Below are 25,062 nucleotides of genomic sequence, written 5' to 3' on the forward strand. Positions count from 1 at the left end.
AAGGTCACGCGGCTCAAGGTCGAATCCCCGGCCGAGCGCAAGGGCGGCATCCGGGTCGGCTCCGTCGACGAGCTGATCGACAAACTCAAGAACGAGGCCAAGGTGCTTTGACCCCCTCCCTTGTCCCCCCGTCTTTGCCTACAGCGCTTTGAAAGGAGCCGATCGCATGAGCATTCTCGTCCTGGCCGACCATCACGACGGCCACCTCGCCGGCGCCACCGCCCACGTGGTCGCCGCCGCCCAGGCCATCCAATCCCACGGCGGCGGTGACATCGACCTGCTGGTCGCCGGCGAGCACGTCGGCGCCATCGCCGAGGCCGCCGCCAGGCTCGACGGCGTGGCCAAGGTCCGTGTCGCCGACCACGCCGTCTACGCCCACCAGCTCGCCGAGCCGCTGAGCGCGCTGCTGGTCGACCTCGCCGGCGACTACACGCACCTGCTGGCCAGCGCTTCCACCACCGGCAAGAACGTGCTGCCGCGCGTCGCCGCGCTCAGGGACGTCAGCCAGCTCTCCGAGATCCTCGAGGTCGTCGACGCCGATACCTTCCGGCGGCCGATCTACGCTGGCAACGCCATCGCCACCGTACAGAGCGCCGACCCGCTCAAGGTGATCACCGTGCGCGCGACCGGCTTCGACGCGGTGGGCGAGAACGGAAATGCCAGCGTGGAGAACGTCGACACGGTAGTCGACAACGCCCAGTCCCGCTTCCTCAAGGAAGCCCTCGCCCAGAGCGACCGTCCCGAGCTGGCCGGCGCCAAGGTCGTCATCTCCGGCGGGCGCGGCATGGGCAACGGCGACAACTTCAAGCTCCTGGAGGGCATCGCCGACAAGCTCGGCGCGGCCATCGGCGCCTCGCGTGCCGCGGTCGACGCCGGCTTCGTGCCCAACGACATGCAGGTTGGCCAGACCGGCAAGATCGTCGCCCCCGAGCTCTACATTGCCGTGGGCATCAGCGGCGCCATCCAGCACCTGGCGGGCATGAAGGACTCCAAGGTGATCGTCGCCATCAACAAGGACGAGGAGGCCCCGATCTTCCAGGTCGCGGACTACGGCCTGGTCGGTGACCTGTTTACGATCCTGCCGGAGCTCGAGCAGAAGCTCTAGGGAAGATCGCTTCCCGGTCGCGCGCTTGACGGTCAGCGGCCTGGTCGGTGATCGGTTTACGATCCTGCCGGAATTGGAAAGCAAGCTGTAAGCTTCCCCCTGAACAGGCCCACTCCGGTGGGCCTTTCATTGATCAGGAGACACTATGCTGGACTGGCACGAAGGTACCCTGCGACTGCCGGTGATCGGTTCACCGATGTTCATTCTTTCCGGTCCTGAACTGGTGCTGGCCCAGTGTCGGGCCGGTATCGTGGGGGCGTTTCCTGCACTTAATGCACGGCCAGCGGAAGAGCTTGCGGTTTGGCTCGCGCGTATCACCGAGGGGCTTGCCGACAGCGATGAGGCCGAGCCTGAGCGCAGGGTTGCACCCTTCGCGGTCAATCTCATCGTGCATCCTACCAATGATCGCCTGGAGCAAGATCTGGCGCTGTGCGCCGAATTTCGTGTGCCCCTGGTGATCACCAGCCTGCACGCCCCGGAACGGGTCGTGGAGCGTGTGCATGACTATGGCGGGAAGGTTTTCCATGATGTGACGACGCTGCGCCATGCGCAAAAGGCCATTGATTGCGGCGTTGATGGACTGATCTTGGTAAGCAACGGTGCCGGTGGCCACGGTGGACGCTTGAACCCCTTCGCCTTTGTGGCTGAGGTGCGACGGATGTTCGATGGCCCGCTGGTCCTGGCCGGCGGGATCGGGCGCGGAGAACAGATCCTGGCGGCACAGGCGCTGGGTGCCGATCTGGTCTACATGGGAACGCGCTTCATCGCCAGTCACGAGGCCAATGCGGTGGAGAACTACAAGCGCATGGTCGTCGAATCCCGGGCCGCCGATATCGTCTACAGTGACCTCTTTACTGGGGTGTACGGCAATTATTTGCGGGCCAGCATCGAGCGAGCCGGACTGGATCCTGATGATCTTCCGTCAGGTGACAAGCGCCAGATGCGCTATGGGTCTGGCGGGGGCAGCGAGCCCAAGGCGTGGCGAGATATCTGGGGGGCCGGCCAAGGAGTTGGCGCTGTGCAGGCCCGGCAGAGCGTGGCCGACATCGTGGACGAACTGGAGCGGGACTACCAGGCGGCTCGGCACCGCCTGGCATTACCCGCTTGAAGAAAATGCCGTGCGAAGCTTTCGCCCGACACTAATGGATGGTGCGTGCCCTTTCCTGCAGTTACATCACGTCGACGAGATGGTCGCTGACATGCTCCAGGTGATGGTCGCTGTCACCAAGGTAGTGGTCGAACATCACCAGATGCTTGGCGTAGTGAGAGACATGGCACTCGTCGGTCATGCCCATGCCCCCATGCAGTTGGATGGCCTGTTCGGCGACGAAGCGAGCGGCCTCGCCGCAGTAGGCCTTGGCGGCAGCGAGGCGGTAGTCGCGTTCGGCGGCGGGGCAATCGAGGCTGGTGGCGGCGAGAATTGCCATGGAGCGGGCCTGCTCGAGATGCAGGTGCATGTCGACCATGCGGTGCTGCAGGCTCTGGAAGCTCGAGAGGGGCTTGCCGAACTGCCGGCGCTCCTTGAGGTAGTCGAGGGTCTGCTCGCAGGCGACCTCCATGGCACCCACCGCTTCGGCACACAGCGCCGCGCGGCCGAGCGCCAAGGTGGCATCGAGGGTCTGGGCGGCGTCCCGGCTCAGGCAGGCGTCATCGCTCAACGAGACGGCGTCGAGGGTCATGTCGCTGGCCGTCTGGTCGTCGATAGTGCGGTAGTCGCGACGCGTCAGACCGGTGGCATCGGCGGGGACCACGAACAGCCCCAGGCGCCCGTCGTCGTGGCGTGCCGTGACCAGCAGGGCGGCGGCCGAGGTGGCATTGAGCACCAACTGCTTGCCACCATTGAGGCGCCATCCATCCTCATCTCGTCGCGCAGTGGTGACGATGCCATGAGCATCGTAGCGAGCGTCGCGCTCCTGCCAGGCCAGTGCCAGCTGATGTTCGCCCTCTAGCAGCGGAGCCAGCCAGCGCGCCTGCTGCCCGGCATCGCCAAGCCGGGCCAGCAGGTCGCCGGGTAGTACCAGGCCAGCCAGGTAGGGGTCGGGCACCAGGCCGCGTCCCAAGGCCCGCATGATGAGCATCAGGTCGGTGCCGTCACCGCCGAGGCCGCCGACTTCCTCAGCGAAGGGCAAATGCAGCAGCCCCAATTCGGCGAAGGTCCGCCACAGCGCCGAGCGCTCGTTGGCAGGTGCCTCGAGCATGGCGCGGCGCTGGTCGGGGGCGACCCGGTCGGCAATCAGGCGCTCGAGGGTGTCGGCGAGCATGCGCTGCTCGTCGGTCAGGGAAAAGTCCATGGGGCGGCTCCTTACATGCCGAGAATCGTCTTGGCAACGATGCTCTTCTGGATCTCGTTGGCACCGCCATAGATCGAGAGCTTGCGGCGGTTGAAGTACTGGGCGGCGCCTGCGGCGCTTTCCGCTTGAGTCGGATCGTCGAGATCGGCCTCGCCGTGGAGGAAGTCAGGTAAGAAAGGTAGCGCGGCCGGCCCAAGGGCGCGGCGGGTCAGGTCACTGAGCTCCTGGCGAAGCTCCGAGCCGCGCACCTTGAGCAGCGAACTCTCCGCTCCCGGCGCACCACCATCCCGGGCCGCGGCAATGACCCGCAGGTTGGTGACCTCCAAGGCCATCAGTTCGAGCTCGACTTTCACCACTCGCTGACGGAAGCTCGCCAGCTCTAGTAGCGGGCGGCCGCGGTGCTGTTCCCGGATGGCCAGCGACTTGAGATGGCGCAGCGCTTGTTTGGCATGGCCGAGCCCAGCGATGCCGGTACGCTCGTGGGTCAGCAGGAACTTGGCGCAGGTCCAGCCTTCACCCTCCTCGCCGACACGGTTGGCCACCGGCACGCGGACCTCGTCGAGGAAGACCTCGTTGACCTCGTGGGCGCCCTCCAGAGTGATGATCGGTCGTACCGTGATGCCCGGGCTCGCCATGTCGATCAGCAGGAAGCTGATGCCGGCCTGTTTCCTGGCGTCGGGGTCGGTACGCACCAGGCAGAACATCATGTTGGCGTGCTGTCCCAGGGTGGTCCAGGTCTTCTGACCGGTGACGACATAGTGGTCGCCGTCGCGCACGGCGCGGGTCTTGAGGCTGGCCAGGTCGGAGCCGGCACCGGGTTCGGAGTAGCCCTGGCACCACCAGTCCTGGTTGGCGAGAATGCGTGGCAGGTAGTGTCGCTGCTGCGCTTCGCTACCAAATTTGATGATCACCGGTGCGACCATGTTGACGCCAAACGGCACCACGGTCGGGGCATGGGCGGCGGCACATTCCTCGTCGAAGATGTGTCGCTGTACCGGGCTCCAGCCGGGACCTCCGTGCGTTTTGGGCCAGTTACCAGCCAGCCAGCCGCGCCCACCGAGAATAGTCTGCCAGTGTACGTGATCGTCGGCGGAGAGCCGCCGGCCGAGCCGCACGCGTTCGCGGATGTCGTCGGGGAGGGAGGTGGCGAGAAAGTCGCGTACCTCATGGCGGAACGCCTGCTCCTCGGCACTGTAGGTCAGGTTCATTAAGGCGTCTCCGGGCCAGCGGATGCATTGAGGGTGACCTGGCGGTGAGGGCCACCTAGATGACGTGGATAGCCCAGGGCCTCGACGGCCAGCAGGTCAATATCGCTGGTGCGGTAGCAGAGACCCTGCTCGGCGAGGGCCAGGCTGGCTGCTTCCATGGCAGCGAACCTGTCATCAGGCGAGGCGTTTGCCGCCCGGGACAGGGCGCCGAGCAGACTGTCGCGGCGACTTACCACGATGGCCTGGCGCAGTGTCTTGAGGGCATCGGCTGCGGCTTGCTGCTGCTCGGCATCGGCGCGAATGGCGACCAGTTCCAGCAGCGTGCCCTGCGGCGGCATGACCAGCACCAGGTCCGCGTTCAGGTCCTCCAGCCGGCCGTCGGCATCGGCCGGCTGCAAGGCCACACGAAGGCACGCCGCCGGGCAATCAGGGGGCGTGCCGCCGGGGGCGATGAGGCACGCCTGTGTCGATGCATCCGGCCGGTCGGTGAACTTAATGTCGGTACGCCCGACATGGCCCTCGAGGCGCTCGAAGAGCGGGTGCTCACCGACCAGGGCGATGCGCGTCAGCGCCGGGGGCTCGCCGGCCTCAGGCACCTTGTGCGGGGCACGAGCGGCGAAGAAGATGTGAATCAAGCCGGCTCGCTGGGGGGAGTCCATGCAGGCGAGGAACAACTCGCGCTCGCGGCGCAGCCCCTCGGCCAGGCTGCCTTCGGTGCTGGCTGCGACGGCCTCGAGGCAGCGGAATGGCGAGAACAGATCGGGCACTTCGGCCTCGAGCCGAGACCGAAGGCGAGCGATGGCCCCGGGGTCGGCGGCGGGTGCGGGCAGCTCGCCGGTCCGGCGGGCGGTGCGCTGGCCCTTCAGGATGGCGCGGGCGGCGCCGAGGCCGGCATCGAGCGGAGCATCGGTCTGGTCTATGGTATCGATGATGCCCAGCGTCAATGCCTCATCGGCGGGCACGAAACGCCCGCTGGTGATTAGTTCCAAGGCGCTGTCCACACCGACCAGGCGGGGCAGCCGCTGGGTGCCGCCGGCCCCCGGCAGCAGGCCCAGCTTGACTTCGGGGAGGCCGACCCTGGTGCCTGGCAGGGCCACACGGTAGTGACAACCCAGTGCCACCTCAAGACCCCCACCCAGAGCGGTGCCGTGCAATACCGCCACCAGCGGCTTGGCGCTGGCTTCCAGGCGTGAGATGACATCCGGCAGTGTCGGCTCTCGGGGAGGCTGGCCGAACTCACGGATATCGGCGCCGGCAATGAAGGTGCGGCCCTCGGCCATCAGTACCAGGGCATGTGCGCCATCATCTGCCAGGCCTTGATCGAGCGCTTCGAGAAGGCCGCTACGAACCGCATGGCCGAGGGCATTGACGGGGGGGTTGTCGATGCAGATCACGCCGATGTTGTCATGGCGCTGATAATGGACACACGCAGGCATGCAAGGGGCTCCAGATATTGGTCGTTGTGTGAGTCAAGGCCGTTTTACAGGCCTGGCTGAGGCGATCTGTTACGAGCGTGGCGTTGACTCCAGCGGGCCAGCAGTACGGCGGGCACCAGGGTAACCAGCGAGATGCCGAGCAGCTCGAACTGACCGAGTGGCACCATGCCACCCCCGGGGAGGGCAAGTGTCAGCCCCGAGACCAGCACCAGGGTGCGGATCGCCGTTTCCTGTATCGCGCCATGGCCCAGTCTCCCGACCCCGATCAGGTAGCCCTGCATGGCCGAGGCGAACAGCACGATGCCCACCAGGGCCTGGATGAACACCAGCAAGATCTGAAGCGGCTCGCCCTGCATGATCAGCGCCGGATTGAGCACGAACAGGAAGGGGATAAAGTAGATCACACTGCCCAGCCGCATGGCCTGCAGGCCGGTCGCCATCGGCCGTGCCCCGGCGACGGTGGCAGCGGCGAAGGCGCCCAGCGCTACCGGCGGGGTGATGAAGCTGAGCATGCCCCAGTAGAGGATGAACATGTGAACCGCCATGGGGTCGAGACCGCCGCCCTGAATCAGCGCCGGCGCCAGGGCCACTGCCAGAAAGATATAGGCGGCGGTAACGGTCATGCCGATGCCCAGCACGAAGCTGGTCAGGGCACCCATGATCAGCAGCAGCGGCACACTGCCCCCCGCCAGGTGAATGAAGTCGTTGGCGATGGTGCCCGAGAGGCCGGTCATCGACAGGGCACCGACCAGCATGCCGACCCCGGCGAGGATGGCGATCAGTTCGGCGAACAGCCTGGCCGCCCCCGACAGGGCGTCACCGAGGTCCCGCCAGTTCCAGCGGTTATGCTTCGAGAGCTGGTTCAGGACCAGCAGCAAGGCAGTGGCGTAGAAGGGCGCAACGGCCTCGCGTTGCATGACCAGCAACATCCACACCAGCAGCGCGAACACGAAGATGAAGTACCAACCTTCCTTGAGGGTGGCCCACAGCGAGGGCAGTTCCACGCTGGGCAGCCCTTCGATGTGGTGGCGCGCGGCATAAGCGTCGATCTGGATGAACAAACCCAGGAAGTAGAGGATGGACGGGATCACCGCGGCCAGTGCCACGGCGGGATAGGGCACGTCGAGGAACATGGCCATGACGAAGGCCGTGGCGCCCATCACCGGCGGCATGAGTACCCCGCCGGTAGAGGCACAGGCTTCGACCCCGCCAGCAAAGGAGCGGCTCATGCCAATGCGGCGCATGGCAGGAATCGACAGCACACCGGTCGTCAGCACATTGCTGATTACGCTGCCGCTCATCGAGCCCATCAGACCGCTGGAGAAGATCGAGACCTTGGCCGGGCCGCCCCGCACATGGCCGAGCAGGGCGAAGGCCAGGTTGATGAAGAACTTGCCGCCGCCGCTCTTCTGTAGCACCACCCCGAACACCAGAAAGCCGATGACCAGGCCGGCGAAGGCCTGCAGCGGCACCCCCATGATGCTTTCGGTGCTCATGGTGTGGTACATGGCCGTCTCCTCGAGGGAGGAGGGAAAGGCCTGGATCGGCCCCGGCATGACATCGGCAACCAGGGGGTAAAGCGAGAACGCGGTGACGATCACGGCGATGGGCCAGCCGCCGGCGCGTCGTGCAGCTTCGATAATCAGCAGCCAGAAGGCATAGCTGGCCCAGATGGCGGTCTGCGGAGCGGCGAAGGCCCAGCCGCGCTCGAGGATGGACTCGGCATGGAAGACGAAATAGCCGCCAACGACCAGGGTCACGGCGCTGAGCAGATAGTCGTACCAGGGAATGGGCCTGTGCTGTGCAGCGGCTCGGAGCGGCCAGAGCAGGTAGACCAAGGGCAGCAGCAGCGCCACCACCGCATAGTAGAACCGGGTCTCGAGGCCCGTGACGATGGTCAGCATGCCGAGATTGAACAGGTAGTCCAAGGTCATCAGCATCAGGGCGATCGTGACGGTACCCGGAATCCAGTTCAACCAGGTTGGCAGCCGGCGAATCTGGCTGATCTTCTCCTTGACCTGCGGCGGCGGGCTGCCTTGGGTATTCGCTGTGGTCATGTCGGGGTCCAGAAGGTTTGAGCGGTGCTCTCGGGAAGGACGAACCGGGACGGCTCAAGCCGTCCCGGCGCGGTTCACTCGAAGACGGGGTCGAAACCGGCCTCACGCAGGGCGTCGGCGCGTGCGGACATCCAGGCCTCGCGGAAGGCGTCCTCGTCGTCGGGGGCGCCTTCAATGAAGGCGTTCCAGGTCTCGAGCAGCAAGGCCTGGCGCTCGACCAACGATTCCTGATGCGCCTGCATCTCCTCGGTCCAGACCCCGATCTCCTCGTAGTACTCCACCACGGCGTCGTGGAAAGGGATCACCCACTGCAGATCCTGATACTCGAGTGCATAGCCCACCGCACCCGGGGCTGCATCCTTGTAGTCATCATGGTTGTCCTGCAGGGCCTTGATCAGGCCGTAGGCAACCTTGTCGTCGAGATCCTGATTGGCGACCACGATCGGGTAAGGGTAGCTTGCACTGGGCAACGGGTTGTCGGCACTGATGCCGCCGGCCCCAGAGGTGACTTCATGGGGACGGAAGTAGGGGGCGATCGCCTGCATGCGCTCCCAGGCCTCGGTATCGTCCGGGTCGAGCACCGGCCAGCTGATGCCTCGCGGGCTGCTGGCGAGCTGCTGGGCGGGGGGCGTGACGGTGGTAGTAAAGGAGGCGTCGACGTTATCGGCGATGATGCCGTCGAAGGAGCGGCCGTAGCCGGGGTAATCGACGCGTTCCACATCGTCCCAAGTCAGGCCGCCGAAGGCCAGGTAGGCCTCGGTCCCCTTGTTCAGGGCGTCGTCGCCGCGAATATAGGCGACGCGCTTGCCCTTGAGGTCAGCCGGTGTCTTCACGTCCAGGTCGCCGGCCACTGCCAGCGAGAGCCCGAAGGAGGCCGTGGAGGTGGTGATTACTCTCAGTGGTTGGGGACCCCAGTCGGGGTGGGCGAACATCAGCACGCCCTCGGCGCCATAGTAGCTCGAGATGCCGCAGGCACAGAGGTCGACGCGCCCCTGTTTGAGCGGAGTCATGCGCGAGACATCGTTGTCGCCGGGCAGGATGCGCACCGAGGTATCGTAGTGTTCCTGCAGCATGCCACCAATGGCCACTGCCTGGGCATAACCGCTGGAGTTGGTGCCGTAGGCAGTCCAAGCCATGGTGCTTGGTAGTTCCACCTCTTCGTTGGCATGACCGTAGGTGGCGGTGAGTAGCGTGAGCGGAAGCGTGGCAATGGCGAGTTGTCGAGCGAATTGACGCATGGAGGTGCTCCTGTGTCTTGGCTTTGGTTGTAGTTCTATAGGGTCACTGTTTTGCTATGCGGTATACTATTCCGAATAATGGTTGATGATAGGGAAGCGTTACCGGGGATGTCAACGCCTGTTCAGCCACTCACCGGAAGCCTGCCGTCTGCCAGGCGGAACAGTGGGACTAACTCAATGAATATAAAGTGATTGCCGGAACCGCTAATGAGGTGGGAATGGCGTCATGTCAGGGGAGGTGCGACCAAGGTCTAGTGCCGCGCAGGTATTGAAACAAGGGGCCGGGCGACAGGGTCACGAGTTGGTAAGGGTAAAGCTTGCTGATGGGTAGGGCAGTACGGCGTGATTTACTGGCGGCGGTTTAGCTCACTCCAGGCCGAAAAGGTGCTGAGAAAGACCCGCCCGGTGATGTCGTCGAGGAAATCGCTGTTCTTCAGTCGGTCCATCACCGGCCCCTTGACCTCCGCCAGATGCAGGGTAACGCCGGAATCCTTGAGGCGGGCATTGATAGCATCGAGGCTTTCCAGTGCAGAGGCATCGATGAGGTTGACGGCCGAGCAGATCAGTACCACATGCTCCAGCTCCGGCCGGCTTGCCACCAGCGCATAGACGGTATCCTCGAGGTAGCGAGCGTTGGCGAAGTAGAGGCTCTCGTCGATGCGCAGCAGCGCCACATGGCTGGCTGTCTCGGTATCGTGACGCTCGATGTTGCGAAAGTGCTCGGTACCTGGAATGCGTCCCACGAGTGCGCTGTGGGGCCGGCTGGTACGATACAGAAAGAGTCCGATAGACAGCACGACGCCGACGATGATCCCGGCTTCAACGCCTTCCACCAAGGTCAGCAGGATGGTCGCCGCCATGGCTGAGAAATCGCTGCGCGAATAGCGCCAGGTCTGACGGACCATGGGAATGTCGACCAGCGTAAGAATGGCCACGGTAATGGTGGCCGCCAAAGTGGCGATGGGCAGATGATGAAGCAGCGGGGTCAGGGCAAAGGTCACGATGCCGATGCCCACTGCGGCGAAGAGCCCTGCCATGGGGGTCTGGGCGCCGGCATCGAAATTGATCACGGTGCGTGACAAGCCCCCCGTGACCGGCATGCCGCCCGAGAACGCCGCTGCCAGGTTGGCGCCACCCAGGCCGACTAACTCCTGGTTGGGCGAGATGCGTTGGCGTCGCTTGGCGGCGAGCATCTGCCCCATGGAAACCGACTCGACGAACCCCACCAGGCTGATCAAAAGGGTGGGCATGAGCAGGCGTTGCCATAGCGCTGCATCGAAAATGGGGACAGTGAGGGGAGGAAGCCCGCGCGGGATATCTCCGACCACGGCAACGCCTCGCTCGGCCAGACCGAAGTGCCAGGCGACAAGTGTCGTCACCACGACCGCGAGCACGGGGCCGGCCCTGGCCAGGAGGGCTGCGAGGCTCGGCGACAAACCGACACGCATCAGCGTGGCCTTGCCCCGGCGGCGCACGCCGACCAAGAACAGCAGACTACCGGCGCCGATAGCCAGGGTCGGCCAGTGAATCTCGTCCAGATGCGCGACCAGACTCATGACGAGGGCAACCACCGTATAGCCATTGCTCTCTATGCCCAGCAAATGACCCGCCTGGCTGGCGGCGATCAGGATGCCCGAGGCCGTCAGGAAACCGGCGATCACCGGATGGCTCAAGAAGTTGGTAAAAAAGCCCATCCGCAATAGCCCCATCAGCGTGAGCATCCCCCCTGACAGCAGTGAAAGCACCAGGGCTGCCTGGAGATACTCGGGACTGCCGGGAGCGGCCACGCCACCAAGCGCTGCGCCGGTCATCAAGGCGATGATCGCCACGGGGCCCACCGCCAGGGTGCGGCTGGTCCCGAGCAGCGTATAGGCAACCAGCGGCAGAATGCTGGCATAGAGGCCAACCACGGCCGGCAGGCCGGCGAGCAGGGCATAGGCCAGAGACTGGGGGATCACCATGATCGTGACGATGATCCCGGCCAGCAGGTCGGCACCGCCCAGTCGACGGTTGTAGTGGGGCAGCCAGGTAAGAATCGGCAGGTAGCGCTTGAGCATCCGGTCTCTTCGCGTCAAGAATCTGGGCCCTCAGACTAAACGATATTGGTGGATGGGTTGAGTGTTGGTTAGCATCAGGTGAAATAACGCGATACCGAAACGACCTCTACCAGGATATGTCATGAAACCCGAAACCATCGCCCTGCACCATGGCTACACTCCCGACGACCAGCACGCCGTGGCAATACCGATTCACCAGACCACCTCGTTCGCCTTCGACAGCGCCCAGCATGCGGCGGATCTCTTCGACCTCAAGGTCGAGGGCAACATCTATTCGCGCATCATGAATCCCACCTGTGCCGTGCTGGAGCAGCGTATTGCCGCTTTGGAGGGCGGTATCGCTGGCCTGGCCGTGGCCTCGGGCATGGCGGCAATCACCTATGCCATCCAGACCATCGCCGAGACCGGCGACAACATTGTTTCGATCAGCGAATTGTACGGCGGCACCTATAACCTCTTCGCCCATACCCTGCTGCGTCAGGGCATCGAAGTACGCTTCGCCGACAAGGACGATATCGAGGGCATTGAATCGCTGATCGACGCACGCACCAAGGCAGTGTTCTGCGAGAGCGTTGGCAACCCCTCGGGGGGTGTGGTCGATATCCAGAGGCTGGCCGAGACCGCACATCGGCATGGCGTACCGGTAATTGTCGACAATACGGTGCCTACGCCGTTCTTGTGGCGGCCGATCGAGCACGGTGCCGATATTGTCATTCACTCAGCTACCAAGTACATCGGTGGCCACGGCACTACCATCGGTGGGGTGATCGTTGATTCCGGCAAGTTCCCCTGGGCTGACCATGCCGACCGTTTCTCGCTGCTCAACGAGCCCGACGCCTCCTACCACGGCGTTTGCTATACCCGCGACCTGGGCGAGGCGGCCTTCATCGGTCGGGCCCGGGTGGTGCCGCTGCGCAACATGGGCGCGGCGCTTTCCGCCCAGGCGGCGTGGAATCTGCTGCAGGGGTTGGAGACGCTATCGCTGCGCATCGAGCGGGTTTGCGCCAACGCCCGACGCGTTGCCGAATATCTGGAGAGTCATCCGCAGGTGACCTGGGTGCAATACGCGGGGCTTCCAAGCCACAAGGATCATGCACTGGCCCAGCGCTTCATGAACGGGCACGCATCGGGCATTCTCAGCTTCGGCATCCAGGGTGGCCGGGAAGCCGGGGCCCGCTTCTACGACGCGCTGGGCATGATCCTGCGTCTGGTCAACATCGGTGATGCCAAGACTTGCTCGTCGATTCCCGCTGCGACCACGCACCGCCAGCTCAACGATGATGAACTCAAGGCCGCCGGCGTCACCGCTGATATGGTGCGCCTCTCCATCGGCATCGAGCACGTCGACGACATCATCGCCGACCTGGAGCAGGCGCTCGTCGCCAGCCAGTCTTGAAGAGGTGCCGGGCGCCTCGCAACGCGAGTCGTCAGGCTAACGCTAGCGTTTCTGCTGCTGAGGTGATGCCCCCGCGGGCGGCTGAAGCGTGTTTGTTCGTTCGCTCCAGGCCGACCAGGAGTAGAGCGCCAGACCCACCCAGATCAGCAGGAAGGTACCAAGTTGCACGGCAGACAGCGGCTCATTAAATACCAGCAGGGCGATGAAGAACTGAATGCTGGGGTTGAGATACATCAGAAAGCCCAAGGTGGCAAGACGCAGGCGCCGGGCGGCACCGGCAAAGGCGAGTAACGGCAGCGCGGTAATCACGCCGCTGGCAATCAACAGCAGCGTGGTGCGTGAGTCGGTGAAGAAGTGCGAAAGTTCGGCCTGTGAGAGCCATATCAGGGCGATAAGCGCGAGCGGCAGCAGCATCAGGGTCTCGACAAACAGGCCCGAGAGCCCGTCGAGTGGGACCTGCTTGCGCAACAGTCCATAGGTACCGAACGACAGCGCCAACGTCAGACTGATCCAGGGAATCCTGCCCAGCATGATCAGCTGCAATGCGATGGCCAGCGTCGCCAGGGCAACCGCCATGGCCTGGAGTCGATGCATCCGCTCGCGCAGGATCAGCATGCCCAGTGCCACGTTGACCAGTGGTGTCAGGAAATAACCGAGACTCGCCTGCAGTACCTGGCGGGTTTCCACCGAATAGATATAGAGTCCCCAGTTGATGGCGATCAGAACGGCACAGCCGAGCACCCGTCCCAGTCGGCGAGGTTCCCGAAGCGCTACCCGAATCGGTTTCCAGCGTCCCATCAGCGTGACCAGGCCCACCAGGAACAGGCACGACCAGGTCACCCGGTGAATGAGTATCTCGTAGGCAGGTACGCCATCAAAAAGGGCAAAGAACAGCGGAAAGCAGCCCCACATGACATAGGCGGTGAGCCCGAAAGCGACTCCCTTGCCGGCCTCCGGAATGGTAGTAATGGGAGAAGACATGCCGTGTCCATCAGTGAAAAGGGTAATCTATCATATGAGAGGGATTCTGGCCGGCTGGGTGCCCCCGAGGGCAGGGGAGCGGCTTCCATTCGAACAGCTACCAGGCAAACAGGCGAACGCTCGAGAGGGCTGCGGGATACGCCCGGGTCGGTTACGCTGAGCGTCGATCCCTGTCTTGCTTGCTACATAACACCCTACCCGCTACTTGCTAGGCCCATAGGAGTTTTTCGATGAGTGAGCTGAGAACGACTCTGGTGCAGTGTGACCTGCGCTGGGAAGACCCCGACGCCAACTGTCGAATGCTGGAAGACACCTTGGGAGACTTGGGTGCCGATGACACCGATCTGATCGTATTGCCGGAGATGTTCGCCACCGGCTTTACCATGAATTCTCGCGAGATGGCCGAGCCCATGGCCACGAGCACTGCGGTGGCCTGGTTGCAGGCCCAGGCGCGCCAGCGGGGCTGTGTCCTCACCGGCAGCGTGGCGGTGGTCGAGAACGGTAATTACTACAACCGGCTGGTCTGGGCACGGCCTGACGGCAGCCGCGCGACCTATGACAAGCGACACCTCTTTCGCATGGCGGGTGAGCATGAGCGCTATGCCATGGGACACGAGCGGGTAATCGTCGAACTCAAGGGCTTTCGCATCTTGTTGAGTGTCTGTTATGACCTGCGTTTCCCGGTCTGGCTGCGCCAGCAGCCTGGCCCGGATGAGCATTTCGAATACGATTTGCTGCTGTGCGTTGCCAACTGGCCGGCGCCGCGTCGCCATCCCTGGCGCATCCTGCTGCAGGCTCGAGCGATCGAGAACCTGTGCCCGGTGATCGGCGTCAATCGTGTCGGAGAAGATGCCAAGGGGCTTGCCTATGCTGGCGATTCGATGCTGGTGGATTTCAAGGGAGAAGCCATGCTCGATGAGCCACCCGACCAACCCTTCGTTCGCACCGGCCGGCTTTCTCGGGAAGCACTGGACGCCTTCCGTGAGAAATTCCCGGCATGGCGGGATGCCGATCATTTCAGTCTTGCCGATGGGGTAGGGTACTGATGCGCCTGGATCGTTTCCTCTCCGAGACCACCGAATTGACGCGCAGCCTGGCCAAGAAGGCCATGCACCGTGGTGAGGTTTGCGTGAATCATGAAATCGTCAAGAACCCGGCGACCCAGGTCGATACAGATCATATCGTGACCTGGAACGGCGAGCGTCTGTCGCTGGTGGGGCTGCGTTATGTGATGCTCAACAAGCCAGTAGGGGTCGAGTGCACGGCTCGCCGAGGGTTGTATCCGCGAGTGGTGGATCTCATTGATCTGCCCAAGGCGGAGCGTCTCCAGCCGGTAGGTCGGCTGGACGTGGATACCACAGGCTTATTGTTGTTGACCGATGACGGCCAGTGGTCGCACCGGGTGTCATCGCCGAAACGGCGTTTTGGCAAGGTCTATCGGGCAACGCTGGCCGAGGCGCTGACGGGCGAGTCGCTGGAACAGGCCGTCAGGCGTTTTGCTAAGGGCATCGAGCTTGAAAGTGAAGAGGTGCCGATGCGCCCGGCCGAGCTTGTCATGCGCTCTGACACCGAAGCCCAGCTGACCCTTTATGAAGGCAAGTATCATCAGGTGAAGCGCATGTTCGCCGCCATTGGTCGTCACGTAGAGGCCTTGCATCGGGAGGCGATCGGACCATTGACACTCGACGCGTCGCTACCCCCGGGGGATTGGCGTGAACTCGATGCCTTGGAGATCGCTGCGTTCACCTAGCATTTTTCCTGGCAAGGGAGGCCGACCCGATCAAATCGATGCCGTAGATATACACCACTGGATCGCGCCATTGCTAAAGGCTTGTCTCCTGAGCCCAGACGGTAAGCGTTGTCCACCAAATGGATTTATACCGTTATCTCTTGCATTCTTTCCATCAAAACACTTGCTAAAGATATTAGTACATCAAGAAATAGTCCGTGTGCTCAGAGAGAGGCCGGCTGCCTTGACGAGTGCACGTGTGTAGTCAGTCGTGGGGCGTTCAAGCACTGCCAGACATTCGCCCTGCTCGACGACTTTTCCTTCCTTTAGCACCATCACACGATGCGCCATGGCATGGATTACCGCCAGGTCATGACTGATGAACAGATAACTCATCCCCCGACGTGCCTGAAGATCACGCAGCAACTCGATCAGTTGTTTCTGCACGGTACGATCCAGCGCTGAAGTGGGTTCGTCCAACACGAGCAGTTCTGGCTCGAGGATAATGGCCCGCGCGACAGCGATGCGTTGACGCTGCCCGCCGGAGAACTCATGGGGATAGCGCGAGGCACAGTTTTCCGGCAAGCCGACCTCACGGAGCGTGTCCTGGACCCGTCGGATGACGTCGGCTTCCTTCAGCTCGGGAAAATGGAAGCGCAATCCCTCGCTGATGATTTCCGATACCGGTAGGCGGGGCGACAAGGAGCCATAGGGATCCTGGAAAACAACCTGGAAGCGTCGCCGAAGCTGGCGCAGCGGCTTGCCGGACAGGCGGTCGAGACGTGAGCCGTCAAACTCGATCTCCCCGGTCGATTCGGTCAGGCGCAGCAGTGCCAGTGCCAGTGTGGTCTTGCCGGAGCCCGACTCCCCGACGATGCCTAGGGTTTCGCCGGGTGACAGCCTCAGATCCAGGGGGTGAACCGCTTCGAAGGGCGCAGGCCGGCGGCTGAAAAGACGTTTGGGCCGTTGGAATCGGACACCAAGTTGACGAGCCTCTAGTAAAGGCGACCGTTGTGAAACCAACGGCGGCCGACCTTCGGGCTCGGCATCGATCAGCAGGCGGGTATAGGCGCTGCGAGGCTGGCGGAATACTTCACTGACCTCGCCGGTTTCCTGTTCATGCCCTTGGAAGAGCACGCAGACGCGATCGGCATGACGACGTACCAGGTTGAGATCATGGGTAATGAACAGCATCCCCATGCCATGATGGTCGCGCAGCTCGGCGAGCAGGGCCAGGATGTCCTGCTGTACGGTCACGTCCAGAGCAGTGGTAGGCTCATCGGCAATCAAGAGTTCGGGCTCGTTGGCAATGGCCATGGCGATCATCACGCGTTGGCGCTGTCCGCCTGAGAGTTGGTGTGGCCAGACATCGAGCAGTTCCTCGGCGCGGGGCAGCTTGACTTGTTCGAGCAATTCGCGGGTGCGTCGCCGGGCCGCCTTTCCCGAAATCCCCTGATGCAGGCGCAGGGTTTCGCCGATCTGCTTATCGATAGTCTGCAGCGGGTTCAGCGACGTCATCGGTTCCTGGAAGATGAAGCCGACCTGCCCCCCGCGCAGGCCACGCCAGCCTCGCGCCGACAGTGCCGTGAGGTCGGTGTCGCCCAACCAGCGCCCGCCGGTGACCCTGGCGTTGGAGGGCAGCAGGTTCATGGCGCCGAGTGCAGAAACCGACTTGCCCGAACCGGACTCGCCCACCAGTGCCAGCGTCTCGCCACGTCCCACCGTAAGCGATAGTTTGTCGACGACGGTGATGCCGTCAAAGGTAATGGACAGGTCATCGAGGCGCAGCAGTGGCTCAGGCATCGCGGGGTTTCCTTGTCGGCCCGGCGGTGGAGTCAGGGCTGGCAGTGTATTGAATGTGGCGTGGATCGAAGGCGTCCCGCAGGCCTTCGCCGATGAACACCAGCAGCGAGAGCATCACCGACAGCGTGATGAAAGCCGTAATGCCCAACCAGGGCGCCTGCAGGTTGTTCTTGCCTTGGGCCACCAGCTCGCCCAGAGAGGGCGAGCCAGGCGGCAACCCAAAGCCCAGGAAGTCGAGGGCGGTCAGTGTGGTGATCGCGCCGGTGAACAGGAAGGGAATGAACGTCAGCGTCGCGACCATGGCGTTAGGTAGTACATGGCGCCACATGATCAGCCGCGAGGGGAGGCCCATGGCTTTGGCGGCGCGGACATATTCGAGGTTGCGGGCACGCAGGAACTCGGCGCGCACCACATCGACGATGCCGAGCCAGGAAAAGAGCAGCATGATGCCCAGCAGCCACCAGAGGTTGGGCTCCACCAGGCTCGCCAGGATGATCAGCAGGAACAGCATGGGCAATCCCGACCAGATCTCGGTGAAGCGCTGTCCGATCAGGTCTACCTTGCCGCCAAAATAACCCTGAATCCCGCCGGCAAGCACACCGAGCACCAGCGAGCCGGCCGTGAGGATCAATGCGAACACCACCGAAAGGCGAAAGCCGTAGATGACTCGGGCGAGTACATCGCGGCCCTGGTCGTCGGTCCCCAGCCAGTGGCGAAGAGTAGGTGGCGAGGGCGCCGGATGGTCAAGCTCCATGTCGAGGGTTTCGTAGGAAAAGGGAATGGGAGGCCACAGCATCCAGCCATTGGCCTCGATCTCATCGCGGACATAGGGGTCGCGATAGTCGGCGGCACTCGGCAGGAAGCCACCGAACTCGGTGTCGGGATAGTCCACCAGCAGCGGCAGATACCAATCGCCCTGGTATTGCATGACGATGGGGCGATCGTTGGCAATAAGCTCAGCAACGAGGCTCAGCAGAAACAGCACGGCAAACAGCCACAGCGATAGCCTGGCACGCCGGTTGGCGCGAAATACTGCCAGGCGGCGGCGGGTAATGGGGGAAAGCGTGGGCGAAAACAGCGACATGGGCTCAGGACTCCCGAGTTTCGAAATCGATCCGCGGATCCACCCACACATACGTCAGGTCCGAGATCAGCTTCAGCACGAGCCCGATCAGGGTATAGAGATAAAGCGTGCCGAAAATGACGGGATAGTCGCGCTGCATGACCGCTTCGAAGCCCAGAAGCCCCAGACCGTTCAGCGAGAAGATGACTTCGATCAACAGCGAGCCGGTGAAGAAGATACCCACCAGCGCGGCGGGCAGCCCGGCGATGATGATCAGCATGGCGTTGCGAAACACATGACCGTAAAGCACCCGCCGGTCGCTGGCCCCCTTGGCTCTGGCGGTCAGCACGTACTGCTTGTGGATTTCATCGAGGAAGCTGTTCTTGGTCAGCATGGTTAGGGTGGCGAAGCTGCCGATTGCCGAGGCGATTACCGGTAGGGTAATGTGCCAGAGATAGTCCTTGACCTTCCCCCTGGTGGAAAGCTCGTCAAAGTCCGGCGAAGTAAGGCCTCGCAGCGGGAAGACATCCCAGTAACTGCCGCCGGCGAACAGCACGATCAGCAGGATGGCGAAGAGAAACCCGGGAATGGCGTAGCCGACAATCACCAGGCCCGAAGACCAGACATCGAAACGCGATCCATGGTGCAGCGCCTTGCGAATGCCCAGCGGTATGGACACCAGGTACACCACCAGGGTGGTCCAGAGTCCGAGCGAGATGGATACGGGCAGGCGGTCGAGCATCAAGGTAATGACCTTCTCGTCGCGAAAGAAGCTCTCGCCGAAATCGAAGGTGGCATAGTTGGCCAGCATGCCCAGGAAGCGTTCGTGGGCCGGTTTGTCGAAGCCGAACTGTTGCTCGAGCTCGACGATGAGGTGCTCGGGCACCCCACGGGCGCCTCGCGAATCACCACTCGCGGCTACATCACCGCCGCCGCCCTCCATTCGGGTGCTGGCCTGGCTCGAGAAGCCTTCAAAGCGAGCCAGCATCTGGTCGATAGGCCCGCCCGGTGCCGCTTGCACGATGATGAAATTGAGCAACAGGATTCCCAGCAAGGTGGGAATCATCAGCAACAGGCGGCGCACGACGTAGGCGGCCACGGCGTCTCCTTACAAGATGGGCGGTAATGTCGGGTGCCCCTGAGCGACTCGGCTCTCCCGGCTTAGCTCTTCTGAATTAGCTCTTCTGACTTAGCTCAGCGGCGATGTCGTCTCAACGATTGCGCTGGCGGGCCTCGATGACGGCTGCACGCTCGGGGTCTACCCACCAGGCGGCTAGGTCAAGCGTGTACTCGGGGAAAGGCTCCTGCCAGCCAAACTTGTCCCAGAGAGCGATGCGAGTCTGGCCCAGGTGCCATTGGGGAATGACGTAGAAGCCCCAGCGCAACACCCTGTCGAGGGCTTGGGCCGCCGTATCGAGGGCGTCCCGGGAGTCGGCGGCGATCAGCTTTTCGACCAGGGCATCAATCGTCGGGTCGGCCAGGCCGATAAGGTTGCGGCTTTGGGGTACATCGGCATAAGGGCTGGTCCAGAAATCGCGCTGCTCGTTACCCGGATTCGCCGACTGAGGGAAGCTGCCGACGATGATGTCGAAATCGAAGCGGCGCAACCGATTGAGGTATTGGTTGACGTCGACAACACGAATCCTGCCCTCGATACCCAGGCGCGACAGGTTTCGCAACAGGGGCTGGACCACGCGCTCGAACTGGGTGTCGAAGAGCAACACTTCCAGCTGCAGGGGCTCACCACTCTGCGCGTCGACCAGTTTGCCGTCGCGAGTCTCGTAGCCCGCCTCGCGCAGCAGTTCCAGGGCGCGGCCCAGGCGGGGACGCATTTCCTCGGGATGCTCGACGGGTAGCGGCTGTTCGAAGACGCGCTCGGGCAGGCTGTCTTGATGAGGCTCAAGAAGCGCTAGTTCCGCTTCGCTCGGCAGGTCTTCGGCGGCCATCTGTGAATTTGCGAAGTAGCTCTCGGTACGCTCATAGGCACCGTAAAAGAGGTTGCGATTGAGCCAGTCGAAGTCGAAAGCCAGGTTCAAGGCCTCTCGCACCCGCACGTCCTGAAAGGTCTCGCGTCGCAGGTTCATCACATAGGCCTGCATGCCGGCGGGCTGACCATCGGGAATCTCCAGACGCTTCACGAGCCCCTCTTCCAGGGCCGGGAAATCGTAGGCTGTCGCCCAATTTCGGGCACTGGACTCGATGCGCATGTCCAGGTTGCCGGCCTTGAACGCTTCGAGTGCGACGGTCTGATCCCGATAATAATCGTAAACCAGCCGGTCGATGTTATGTCGGCCACGATTCACCGGCAGGTCCTGCCCCCAGTAATCCTCGACCCGTTGGTAAACGATACGACGGCCTGGATCGACCTCGGCAATGCGATACGGACCCGAGCCGAGGAGGGAGTCACGCGTGGTAGCCTTAAAATCGCGTCCTTCCCAGAAGTGAGCCGGCAGGATGGGTAACTGGCCGATGATCAGTGGCAGTTCACGCGATTCACTTTCGGCCAGATCGAAGTGGACAGTATCCTCATCAATGGCACGCACCTCGATGACATCGTTGTAATAGGCACTGTAGAAGGGTTGGCCCTGTTCGGTCAGGGTCGTGAAACTAAAGACCACGTCATCCGCGGTAACCGGTTCGCCATCGTGGAAACGAGCATCGGGATGAAGATCGAATTCGATCCATTGGCGGTCGGGATCGAGACGAATGCCCTGGGCGAGCTGGCCGTACATGGAGAAGGGCTCATCGGGATTCTGCGTGAGCAGCGTATCGTAAATCTCGGTCAGGCCGGTGGCGGGCGTGCCGCGGATGATGAAGGGGTTGGTGGAATCGAAGCTGCCGATGGCGGATCGGATGAGCGAGCCGCCCTTGGGCGCCTGAGGGTCGGCGTGAGGGAAATGCTCGAAACCATCGTCCAGCCCCGGCTCGCCGTATAGCGCCAGACCATGCACGGTGGGCACCTCAGAGGGGTCGGCGGCCCAGGCGGAAGATAAGAGTGCCGCGGCAAGCAGGGCGCTTGACAGGCAACAACGCGGGATGAACGGCATTACTGGCTTCCTCGGTCGAATCCACGTCCCGGTCGACCCTGGGACTCGTTACCGCCATAAGGTGTCAGGACGCCGTGTGCTTGTAAACCTTGGCCAGCAATGCATTCGTCCTGACTAGGCTGCGGCTAGCGGAAGGCAAGGCTTCGCTGAGGAATATCGAGCACCTGTCCTGACTGTATGAGATTGCCCTCGAGGCCGTTTTGACGACGAATCTCTTCTACGCTCACTCCTTGCCGCGAGGCAATGAGCGAGAGTGAATCGCCCCTCTGGACGACATAGGAACCCTCGCTTGCGGTATTGCTCGGAGACGATTGGCGATTTTCCAGTCGGCTAAGCAGCGCTTGCTCCCGGCCGACCGGCACCAGTAGCGCTCTGGTGTGGTTGGGATGGGCGTTGCCACCAATCAGGCCCGGGTTGAGATCGGCCATGGTATCGGGCGATACCCCGGTCAGTCGGGCCGCCTCGGAGAGATTCAGCGGCTGGGTCAGCGGAATACTGGCAAATCCCGGGCTGGCGTCTATCTCGGGAAGCGTCACGCGATACTCGTCGGGAGCATTGATGATCGCCGCGATGGCCTTGAGCTTGGGTAGATAGTGCATAGTTTCGTGGGGTAACTGCAGGCTCCAGTAGTCGCCAGCATCGCCGCGGGACAGTGAGACGTTCCTGGCGCGATTGACGGTACCAGCGCCGGCATTGTAAGCGGCCAGCGAAAGCTTGATATTGCCGTCATACCATTGATCGGCCTGAAGCTCGATATAATCAAGCGCGGCCCGGGTCGAGGTGACGACGTCGAGTCGCCCGTCATAGGCCCCATTACGGCGCAACCCCAGCGCATCTGCGGTCCCCGGCATGAATTGCCAGAGGCCGGCAGCGCCGCGATGGCTGCGCGCCCTCGGGTCGAAGGAGCTTTCGACGAAAGGAATCAGGGCGATTTCGCCGGGCAGGCCACGTTGCTCAACCTGCTCCGTGATCCAGGCAAGCCAAGGGCGCGCCCGCTCGGTGATCTCGATAATGTTCTGCGGGTTGGCCTGGTAATGGGCGATCCAGTGCTGGACACGCTCGTTGTGCGCTTGGTCCTGCCATTGAAAGTTTGCACGCAGACGGCTCCAGGCATCCTTCGGCTCCAGCGCTAGCGCCTCCCAGAAGTGACTGCCCGCTGAGGGTGCGGCGCGATCCTGTGGAAGAACGCCGCCACTGTGGGGAGGCAAGTTGGTAGACGCTTGACTATGCGCGCCGGCCAATAGCGAGCCGGTCAGTGCGACGACGCTGGCAAAGCCCAGAATCCGCCGACGAGTGGTGTAGTAGGTCATTGATCAATGGTCTCTTGGTCGCAAGCACAAGAGAGCGTCACCGGCCGGCGACGCTCCAGGGCTTGTGCCCATCGGATAATATTCAGAAGTTGTCTTTCCAGGCGCGCAGTGTGGCAAAGGTTGCCTCGCTGGTACCGGTGTCGCCCTGCGATGCGGCGGCCTCGCGAACGAGATGATCATCGCAGCGCAGGAAAGGATTTATGCGTTTTTCGCGGCCGAGAGTACTGGGTAATGTTGGCCGGTCGAGCTCACGTGCACGCTGGCATTCATCGAGGGCTTTAACGACATCGGTGTTATGAGGGTCCGCTGCCAGGGCAAACCGCAAGTTGGCAAGCGTATATTCATGAGCGGCGAATACCATGGTGTCGTCCGGCAGCACCGAGAGCCTGCCGAGCGAGTCGTGCATCTGTGCCGGCGTCCCTTCGAAGAGACGACCACAGCCTCCGCTGAACATGGTGTCACCGCAGAACAGCAGGGGCGGAATGCCGGCAGTGAAGAAAGCGATGTGATCGAGAGTGTGGCCGGGCACCTCATGGACTTCAAACAGCCGCCCCAGGACACGGAACTCATCACCTTCGCGGACCGTCTGGTCGATACCCGCGATATCGGGATTGTCGGGGCCGATCACATGGGGGGAATAACGCTCGATCAATTCCGCCAGACCGCCGGTATGATCCTGATGATGATGGGTAATCAAAACCGTTGATAAGGTAAGATTCTCCCGCTCGAGAAGTTGGATAACCGGCCCGGCGTCACCGGGGTCGACCACACAGACATCGACATTGGTGTCCTGGCGAAGCAACCATATATAGTTGTCGCCAAGCGCGGGAATCGGTGTCACGCTCAACATAGGCAGGGCGTCCTGTTCGGGGAATGGCATCCGATCAGCCTCCCTGGCGGGGGGAAATGCTTACTGGCGGCGTAGCAAGTAGTGCATGGGTCGTGGCTATTGCACATCGTGACCAAGCCTTGCTGTTAATCGGGAAGCGTTACAAAACTTAGCATAGTGGAGGGTATTGCTCGACATGTCAACCACGTCGTCCACGCTGGAACTGGCAAGGCTTGTGCGCGAGGGACGCCAGTATTGGGCGAGTCAGTCAGGACAGGCTATCCGCCATGCCGAGCGGGCTTGTCTGGGGCCGGTCTGCGAGAGCGTCTTCGGTGCCCATAGCCTGGAGCTCGGCATGGGCGCCTCGATGGCAGACATGTGCCCGGTACGTCACCCGATGCGCTGGGCGCCCACTCGTGAACTTGCCGATACCGCCTCGATGCTGGTCTGCCAGCCCGATGCTCTACCCTTGTTGGACGAGAGCCTCAGTCTGGTGGTAATTCACCACCTACTTGAGGTGGTGCCTCATCCTCATCATGTCTTGCAGGAAGCGGCTCGTGTCACCGCCGCCGAGGGTCGATTGATCATTTTCGGCTGGGCGCCGTTGGGGCCCGGCGGCCTGAGCCGGGCTCTGCCTAGCCGCCGCCGTCGGCTGCCATGGCGTGGACATTGGCGTACGCCGGGCCGACTTGGCGATTGGTTGGCGTTTGTCGATTTTGAAATCGAGCGGGTAGACTATTGCGGCTTTCACCTGCCCGGCAGCTTGCCGAGCAATGCCATGCTGGAAACCCTGGGTCGACGTCACAATCTTCCATTGAGTGACAGCTACATGATCCATGCGCGTCGCAAGTCACAACTTGTTCGGCCGCAGGGGGCTTCCCTTCCCTTCGCGCGGCCTTTGGGCACCTCATCGTTGGGCGGCGCGGCAAGCGTTGGGCAGGCGCGCTCCGAACACGAACTGGAAAGGATGACCGAGGGTGACTGATTCACGCAAGGCTGCAGACCTGCCCCGGGTGACGATTTACACCGATGGTGCCTGTCGCGGCAACCCGGGGCCCGGCGGGTGGGGGGCATTGCTGGTGAGCGGGCGTCATGAAAAACCCCTCAATGGCTTCGAGGCAGTCACCACCAACAATCGCATGGAGCTGATGGCGGCTATCATGTCACTGCGCGAGTTGAAGCGACCCTGCCATATCGAGTTATGGACGGACTCCGAATATCTGCGCAAGGGCATTACCGAATGGATCCACGGCTGGATCAAGCGCGGCTGGAAAACCGCCGCTCGCCAACCGGTCAAGAACGCCGAACTCTGGCGAGAGCTCCTGGAAGAGACCCATCGTCATCGCATCGACTGGCACTGGGTCAAGGGCCATAACGGCCATCCCGGCAACGAACGGGCCGACGCCCTTGCCAATGCCGCCATCGATGCCCATCGGGCCCCGGCCTGAATCACGCCGTGCTGCCGCTTCCCGCCCTGTTTTTTCACGCCTACCTTACCGCCAGCCGCTGAGA

At 62.7% G+C, this 25,062-nt stretch carries 20 protein-coding genes and 1 pseudogene; 8 read left to right on the plus strand and 13 right to left on the minus strand.

Annotated features, from left to right (window positions below; genetic code table 11):
* The 3 genes and pseudogenes from BM341_RS19430 to BM341_RS00010 form a co-directional block, all read left to right on the plus strand.
* A pseudogene (locus BM341_RS19430) lies at positions 1–111 on the plus strand (electron transfer flavoprotein subunit beta/FixA family protein); the annotation flags it as partial.
* Positions 112–166: 55 nt separating this feature from the next.
* Positions 167–1,105, plus strand: coding sequence for an electron transfer flavoprotein subunit alpha/FixB family protein (locus BM341_RS00005; protein WP_089791648.1), 939 nt, complete (start codon positions 167–169; stop codon positions 1,103–1,105).
* 145 nt (positions 1,106–1,250) lie between these two features.
* Positions 1,251–2,213, plus strand: coding sequence for an NAD(P)H-dependent flavin oxidoreductase (locus BM341_RS00010; protein WP_089791650.1), 963 nt, complete (start codon positions 1,251–1,253; stop codon positions 2,211–2,213).
* Between the two features lie 61 nt (positions 2,214–2,274).
* Here the strand turns inward: BM341_RS00010 and BM341_RS00015 are convergent, their stop codons facing one another.
* From BM341_RS00015 to BM341_RS00040, 6 genes are all read right to left on the minus strand, one after another.
* The gene (locus BM341_RS00015) at positions 2,275–3,396 is read right to left on the minus strand and encodes an acyl-CoA dehydrogenase family protein (protein ID WP_089791652.1); all 1,122 of its coding nucleotides are present in this window, start codon (positions 3,394–3,396) and stop codon (positions 2,275–2,277) included.
* A gap of 11 nt (positions 3,397–3,407) precedes the next feature.
* Complete coding sequence (locus tag BM341_RS00020; protein WP_089791653.1) at positions 3,408–4,604, minus strand: acyl-CoA dehydrogenase family protein; 1,197 nt, start codon at positions 4,602–4,604, stop codon at positions 3,408–3,410.
* Positions 4,604–6,040 (minus strand): enoyl-CoA hydratase/isomerase family protein, encoded by a 1,437-nt coding sequence (locus tag BM341_RS00025; RefSeq protein ID WP_089791655.1) that lies wholly within the window; start codon positions 6,038–6,040, stop codon positions 4,604–4,606. Before BM341_RS00025 ends, BM341_RS00020 begins: the two co-directional genes overlap by 1 nt.
* Before the next feature lie 44 nt (positions 6,041–6,084).
* A complete protein-coding gene (locus tag BM341_RS00030; RefSeq protein WP_089791657.1) occupies positions 6,085–8,097 on the minus strand; it encodes a TRAP transporter permease in 2,013 nt (670 codons plus the stop codon).
* 74 nt (positions 8,098–8,171) lie between these two features.
* Positions 8,172–9,335, minus strand: coding sequence for a TAXI family TRAP transporter solute-binding subunit (locus BM341_RS00035; protein ID WP_089791659.1), 1,164 nt, complete (start codon positions 9,333–9,335; stop codon positions 8,172–8,174).
* 347 nt (positions 9,336–9,682) lie between these two features.
* Positions 9,683–11,392, minus strand: coding sequence for a SulP family inorganic anion transporter (locus BM341_RS00040; RefSeq protein WP_089791661.1), 1,710 nt, complete (start codon positions 11,390–11,392; stop codon positions 9,683–9,685).
* A 121-nt stretch (positions 11,393–11,513) separates the two neighbouring features.
* Between BM341_RS00040 and BM341_RS00045 the strand changes: the two genes are divergently transcribed.
* Positions 11,514–12,788: an O-acetylhomoserine aminocarboxypropyltransferase/cysteine synthase family protein gene (locus tag BM341_RS00045; RefSeq protein WP_089791663.1), complete on the plus strand. Its 1,275-nt coding sequence runs from the start codon at positions 11,514–11,516 to the stop codon at positions 12,786–12,788.
* Between the two features lie 42 nt (positions 12,789–12,830).
* Here the strand turns inward: BM341_RS00045 and rarD are convergent, their stop codons facing one another.
* Positions 12,831–13,769: an EamA family transporter RarD gene (gene rarD, locus BM341_RS00050; protein ID WP_089791665.1), complete on the minus strand. Its 939-nt coding sequence runs from the start codon at positions 13,767–13,769 to the stop codon at positions 12,831–12,833.
* Positions 13,770–13,999: 230 nt separating this feature from the next.
* On the opposite strand from rarD, the gene BM341_RS00055 reads away from it, so the two are divergent.
* Positions 14,000–14,815 carry an amidohydrolase gene (locus tag BM341_RS00055; RefSeq protein WP_089791668.1) on the plus strand — a complete coding sequence of 272 codons (816 nt, stop codon included), beginning with the start codon at positions 14,000–14,002 and terminating at the stop codon, positions 14,813–14,815.
* A complete protein-coding gene (locus BM341_RS00060; RefSeq protein ID WP_089791670.1) occupies positions 14,815–15,519 on the plus strand; it encodes a pseudouridine synthase in 705 nt (234 codons plus the stop codon). Before BM341_RS00055 ends, BM341_RS00060 begins: the two co-directional genes overlap by 1 nt.
* A gap of 183 nt (positions 15,520–15,702) precedes the next feature.
* On the opposite strand, the gene BM341_RS00065 is transcribed toward BM341_RS00060, so the two are convergent.
* The 6 genes from BM341_RS00065 to gloB all read right to left on the minus strand — a co-directional run bounded on the left by BM341_RS00065 (position 15,703) and on the right by gloB (position 23,571).
* A complete protein-coding gene (locus BM341_RS00065; RefSeq protein ID WP_089791673.1) occupies positions 15,703–17,301 on the minus strand; it encodes an ABC transporter ATP-binding protein in 1,599 nt (532 codons plus the stop codon).
* A complete protein-coding gene (locus BM341_RS00070) occupies positions 17,294–18,385 on the minus strand; it encodes an ABC transporter permease (protein WP_089791675.1) in 1,092 nt (363 codons plus the stop codon). Before BM341_RS00070 ends, BM341_RS00065 begins: the two co-directional genes overlap by 8 nt.
* A 4-nt stretch (positions 18,386–18,389) precedes the next feature.
* Positions 18,390–19,463, minus strand: a complete 1,074-nt coding sequence (locus BM341_RS00075) for a microcin C ABC transporter permease YejB (protein ID WP_089791677.1) — start codon at positions 19,461–19,463, stop codon at positions 18,390–18,392.
* A gap of 112 nt (positions 19,464–19,575) precedes the next feature.
* Positions 19,576–21,411 (minus strand): extracellular solute-binding protein, encoded by a 1,836-nt coding sequence (locus tag BM341_RS00080; RefSeq protein WP_089791679.1) that lies wholly within the window; start codon positions 21,409–21,411, stop codon positions 19,576–19,578.
* Between the two features lie 125 nt (positions 21,412–21,536).
* Positions 21,537–22,721 (minus strand): transglycosylase SLT domain-containing protein, encoded by a 1,185-nt coding sequence (locus BM341_RS00085; protein ID WP_089791681.1) that lies wholly within the window; start codon positions 22,719–22,721, stop codon positions 21,537–21,539.
* A gap of 82 nt (positions 22,722–22,803) precedes the next feature.
* Positions 22,804–23,571 carry a hydroxyacylglutathione hydrolase gene (gene gloB, locus BM341_RS00090; protein WP_089792640.1) on the minus strand — a complete coding sequence of 256 codons (768 nt, stop codon included), beginning with the start codon at positions 23,569–23,571 and terminating at the stop codon, positions 22,804–22,806.
* 175 nt (positions 23,572–23,746) lie between these two features.
* On the opposite strand from gloB, the gene BM341_RS00095 reads away from it, so the two are divergent.
* Both BM341_RS00095 and rnhA read left to right on the plus strand, forming a co-directional pair.
* Positions 23,747–24,535 carry a class I SAM-dependent methyltransferase gene (locus BM341_RS00095; protein WP_089791683.1) on the plus strand — a complete coding sequence of 263 codons (789 nt, stop codon included), beginning with the start codon at positions 23,747–23,749 and terminating at the stop codon, positions 24,533–24,535.
* Positions 24,528–24,998: a ribonuclease HI gene (gene rnhA, locus BM341_RS00100; RefSeq protein ID WP_089791685.1), complete on the plus strand. Its 471-nt coding sequence runs from the start codon at positions 24,528–24,530 to the stop codon at positions 24,996–24,998. The genes BM341_RS00095 and rnhA overlap by 8 nt, the downstream gene beginning before the upstream one ends.
* The last annotated feature ends 64 nt before the right edge of the window (positions 24,999–25,062 follow it).

The sequence above is a fragment of the Halomonas korlensis genome, assembly GCF_900116705.1.
Lineage (GTDB): Bacteria > Pseudomonadota > Gammaproteobacteria > Pseudomonadales > Halomonadaceae > Halomonas > Halomonas korlensis.

Coding starts and splice junctions, on each gene's coding strand:
- BM341_RS00085 (WP_089791681.1), bottom strand. CDS start 22,721: ATGACCTACTACACCACTCGTCGGCGGATTCTGGGCTTTGCCAGCGTC.
- BM341_RS00005 (WP_089791648.1), top strand. CDS start 167: ATGAGCATTCTCGTCCTGGCCGACCATCACGACGGCCACCTCGCCGGC.
- BM341_RS00025 (WP_089791655.1), bottom strand. CDS start 6,040: ATGCCTGCGTGTGTCCATTATCAGCGCCATGACAACATCGGCGTGATC.
- BM341_RS00095 (WP_089791683.1), top strand. CDS start 23,747: ATGTCAACCACGTCGTCCACGCTGGAACTGGCAAGGCTTGTGCGCGAG.
- BM341_RS00055 (WP_089791668.1), top strand. CDS start 14,000: ATGAGTGAGCTGAGAACGACTCTGGTGCAGTGTGACCTGCGCTGGGAA.
- BM341_RS00020 (WP_089791653.1), bottom strand. CDS start 4,604: ATGAACCTGACCTACAGTGCCGAGGAGCAGGCGTTCCGCCATGAGGTA.
- BM341_RS00030 (WP_089791657.1), bottom strand. CDS start 8,097: ATGACCACAGCGAATACCCAAGGCAGCCCGCCGCCGCAGGTCAAGGAG.
- BM341_RS00070 (WP_089791675.1), bottom strand. CDS start 18,385: ATGTCGCTGTTTTCGCCCACGCTTTCCCCCATTACCCGCCGCCGCCTG.
- BM341_RS00080 (WP_089791679.1), bottom strand. CDS start 21,411: ATGCCGTTCATCCCGCGTTGTTGCCTGTCAAGCGCCCTGCTTGCCGCG.
- gloB (WP_089792640.1), bottom strand. CDS start 23,571: ATGTTGAGCGTGACACCGATTCCCGCGCTTGGCGACAACTATATATGG.
- BM341_RS00065 (WP_089791673.1), bottom strand. CDS start 17,301: ATGCCTGAGCCACTGCTGCGCCTCGATGACCTGTCCATTACCTTTGAC.
- BM341_RS00015 (WP_089791652.1), bottom strand. CDS start 3,396: ATGGACTTTTCCCTGACCGACGAGCAGCGCATGCTCGCCGACACCCTC.
- BM341_RS00040 (WP_089791661.1), bottom strand. CDS start 11,392: ATGCTCAAGCGCTACCTGCCGATTCTTACCTGGCTGCCCCACTACAAC.
- BM341_RS00035 (WP_089791659.1), bottom strand. CDS start 9,335: ATGCGTCAATTCGCTCGACAACTCGCCATTGCCACGCTTCCGCTCACG.
- BM341_RS00060 (WP_089791670.1), top strand. CDS start 14,815: ATGCGCCTGGATCGTTTCCTCTCCGAGACCACCGAATTGACGCGCAGC.
- BM341_RS00010 (WP_089791650.1), top strand. CDS start 1,251: ATGCTGGACTGGCACGAAGGTACCCTGCGACTGCCGGTGATCGGTTCA.
- BM341_RS00045 (WP_089791663.1), top strand. CDS start 11,514: ATGAAACCCGAAACCATCGCCCTGCACCATGGCTACACTCCCGACGAC.
- rarD (WP_089791665.1), bottom strand. CDS start 13,769: ATGTCTTCTCCCATTACTACCATTCCGGAGGCCGGCAAGGGAGTCGCT.